Source organism: Pseudomonas sp. EGD-AK9, from assembly GCF_000465935.2.
GTDB lineage: Bacteria > Pseudomonadota > Gammaproteobacteria > Pseudomonadales > Pseudomonadaceae > Aquipseudomonas.
Window position 1 is genome coordinate 1 of the sequence record NZ_AVOF01000346.1, and the last position, 3,274, is coordinate 3,274.

The following is a 3,274-nucleotide window of genomic DNA, read 5'->3' on the forward strand; positions in this document are numbered from 1 at the left end:
CCTGATGCCGGTGCCCGGCGGCTACACCTGGCGCACCGACGCCCGCCTGACCCTGGCCTCGCCCTTGCGCCTGAGCTGGGCCCATGCCCAGGCCTTCGTCCGCGCCCTGCAATGTCCGGTCAGCCTGGTGCTGGCCGAGCAGGGCATGATGCAGGCGCAGCCGGCGGTGCAGCAGCTGCTGCAGGGGCTGCCGTTCGAGGTGCGCCGCCTGCCGGGCGGCCACCACCTGCACCTGGACGACGAGGCCGGCGCGCAACGTGTCGCGGATTGTTTCAATCCATTTTTGCGCTCGCCTTGACTTGCCGACGGCTCATGGGGAAAGGTGTGGCGGTCTGCCATGGAGGATCGCATGATCGACCTGTATACCGCCGCCACCCCCAATGGGCACAAGGCATCCATCGCCCTGGAGGAACTCGGCCTGCCTTATCAGGTGCACGCCCTCAGTTTCGAGCGCAAGGAGCAGAAGGCCGCGGCCTTTCTGCGTATCAATCCCAACGGCCGCATTCCGGCCATCGTCGATCGCGACAATGACGACTTCGCCGTGTTCGAGTCCGGCGCCATCCTCATCTACCTCGCCGAAAAGACCGGCCAACTGCTGCCCAGCGATGCCAAGGGCCGCTCGCGGGTGCTGCAGTGGCTGATGTTCCAGATGGGCGGGGTCGGCCCGATGCAGGGCCAGGCCAATGTGTTCTTCCGCTATTTCCCGGAAAAGCTGCAGGGCGCCATCGACCGCTACCAACACGAGACCCGCCGCCTCTACGAGGTGCTCGACGCGCGCCTGGGCGAGGTCGAATACCTGGCCGGCGACTACAGCATCGCCGATATCGCCACCTTCCCCTGGGTGCGCGTGCACGACTGGGCCGGCGTCTCGCTCGACGGGCTGACGCATCTGCAGCGCTGGCTGGACGCCATCGCGGCGCGCCCGGCGGTGCAGCGCGGCCTGCAGGTGCCGCAGCGCGAGGTCGACGAGGCGCGCCTGGTAAAAGCCGCGCAAGCGATGCTGATCCAATGAGGGCGCGTATGAAAGGTTTCGCCCTAGTGGTCGCGCTGCTGGGCAGCGGCGGCGTGCTGGCTGCCGATCTGCCCGGCAGCCGCGACCTCGACAGCCTGCCGCGTTTTCCAGCGAGCATGATCGTCGCCTACAAGGAAAGCCCGAGCCTGGAACGCATCTACCCGCAGGGCTCGATCCGCCGCATCAGCGGGCGCCTGCGCTACGAGCGGGAGATCCTGGCGCAGGGCCGGCACGCCGCGGTGACCTACGAGCTGCCGCGCACCCACAGCGCCGACCAGGTATTTACCAGCGCGCGCGAGTCCCTGCTGGCGCAGGGCGCCGAGCTGCTCTACTGGTGCCAGGGGCGCGAATGCGGCGCCAGCAGTCTGTGGGCCAATTCGGTGTTCGGCAACGCCACCCTGTACGGTTCCGACGACCAGCAGGCCTATGCGCTGCTGCGCCTGGCCGAGCCCAACCACGACAGCCTGCTGGCGCTGTACAGCATCACCCGCGGCAACCGCCGCGCCTACCTGCATGCCGAGCAGCTGGATGCCGAGGCGCCGCTGGGCGAGCTGCTGCCGACCCCGGCGACCCTGCTGCGCCAGCTGCGCAGCGACGGCCTGCTGCAATTGCCAGATGCAGCCCGGGCGGACAGCGCCTGGGTCGAGGTGCTGGCGCGCAGCCTCAACCTCGACAGCACGCTGCGCGTCAGCCTCTCCGGCAGCCAGGCGCAGGCCTGGCGCGAGGCACTGATCGCCCAGCGCGTGCGCGAGGCGCGTCTGGAACTCGGCGAGGGTGCCGGCGAAGCCCTGGCGGTGCGTCTATTGCGCTAAGCTGCGCGGCACAACCAGGCACATCCAGAGCGCCCTCCAGGGGCGCTCTGTCGTTGCAACGAAGGGAGTTTCGGGTCATGGCCACTAACGATCGTCTGCTGGTGCAGATTCTGCTGCTCGGCCTGCTGGCCGCCAGCCTCTGGGTATTGGCGCCGTTCTGGTCGGCGCTGTTCTGGGCCGCGGTGCTGGCCTTCGCCAGCTGGCCGCTGATGCGTCTGCTGACCCAGGCGCTGCAGGGGCGGCTGTCGCTGGCCGCGGGCATTCTCACCTGCGGCTGGGTGATCCTGGTGGCGGTGCCGCTGATCTGGCTGGGTTTCAACCTGGCCGATCACATCAAGGACGCCAACGCGTTGATCAAGGACCTGCAGGTCGAGGGCCTGCCGCCGCCGCCGAGCTGGCTGGTCGGCCTGCCGCTGGTGGGCGAGCGCCTGGCCACTCTGTGGCTGACCATCGACCAGCAGGGCGCGGCCTTCTTCGCCACCCTGCGGCCCTACCTCGGCCAGGTCGGCAACTGGCTGCTGGCGCGCAGCGCCCAGCTCGGCGGCGGCATGCTGGAGCTGGGCCTGAGCCTGGTGCTGGTGTTCTTCTTCTACCGCGACGGCCCGCGCCTGGCGGTGTTCGTGCACAGCCTGCTGGAACGGCTGATCGGCGAGCGTGCCGACCACTACCTGGAGCTGGTGGCCGGCACCGTGCAGCGGGTGGTCAACGGCGTGATCGGCACCGCCGCGGCCCAGGGCCTGCTGGCGCTGATCGGCTTCTGGATCGCCGGGGTGCCGGGGGCGCTGGTGCTGGGCATTCTCACCTTCGTCCTCAGCCTGGTGCCGATGGGCCCGCCGCTGGTGTGGATACCCGCCACCGCCTGGCTGGTGTGGCAGGGCGAGTACGGCTTCGCCCTGTTCCTAGGCGCCTGGGGCATGTTCGTCATCAGCGGCGTGGACAATATCCTCAAGCCCTATCTGATCAGTCGCGGCGGCAACCTGCCGCTGGTGGTGGTGCTGCTCGGGGTGTTCGGCGGCATCCTCGCCTTCGGCTTCATGGGCCTGTTCCTTGGCCCGACCCTGCTGGCGGTGGCCTACAGCCTGCTCAGCGACTGGGTGGCGGAGAAGGCGCCGCCAGCCGAGCCCCCGGTCGACGGGCCGCTGTCGGCCGCGGAGCGCGGCGATTGAGGCCGTTCAGCGCTCACGCTCGTAGCGCTCGAGGGTGTCGCGGGCGATCTGGCGGCCGAGCATGATCAGCTCCGGCGCCTTGTAGAACTCGAAGAAACGGCACACGCGCTTGGGCACGTTGATCAGGATGTCCGGCGGGTAGCCGGCGATCTTGTATTGCGCCAGCGAGGTCTGCATCACCTCGAAGCTCTGGTTGACCAGCTCCAGCAGCGAGGCCGGGCCGCTGAACTCGGCGACCCGCGAGCCGCTGGCGGATTTCGGTACGGCGCCGGCGGCGTCGCGGT

The 3,274-nt window shown here is 69.2% G+C and carries 3 protein-coding genes and 2 pseudogenes; 4 read left to right on the top strand and 1 reads right to left on the bottom strand.

Annotated elements, in window-relative coordinates; genetic code table 11:
• The 4 genes and pseudogenes from N878_RS29020 to N878_RS15745 all read left to right on the top strand — a co-directional run.
• Positions 1–298: pseudogene (locus N878_RS29020) on the top strand (alpha/beta hydrolase); the annotation flags it as partial.
• Between the two features lie 51 nt (positions 299–349).
• The gene (locus tag N878_RS15735; RefSeq protein WP_021444573.1) at positions 350–1,012 is read left to right on the top strand and encodes a glutathione S-transferase family protein; all 663 of its coding nucleotides are present in this window, start codon (positions 350–352) and stop codon (positions 1,010–1,012) included.
• A gap of 8 nt (positions 1,013–1,020) precedes the next feature.
• Positions 1,021–1,824, top strand: a complete 804-nt coding sequence (locus tag N878_RS15740; protein ID WP_021444574.1) for a DUF4892 domain-containing protein — start codon at positions 1,021–1,023, stop codon at positions 1,822–1,824.
• A gap of 77 nt (positions 1,825–1,901) precedes the next feature.
• A complete protein-coding gene (locus N878_RS15745; protein ID WP_021444575.1) occupies positions 1,902–2,990 on the top strand; it encodes an AI-2E family transporter in 1,089 nt (362 codons plus the stop codon).
• A gap of 6 nt (positions 2,991–2,996) precedes the next feature.
• On the opposite strand, the pseudogene N878_RS15750 reads toward N878_RS15745, so the two are convergent.
• A pseudogene (locus N878_RS15750) lies at positions 2,997–3,274 on the bottom strand (alpha/beta hydrolase); the annotation flags it as partial.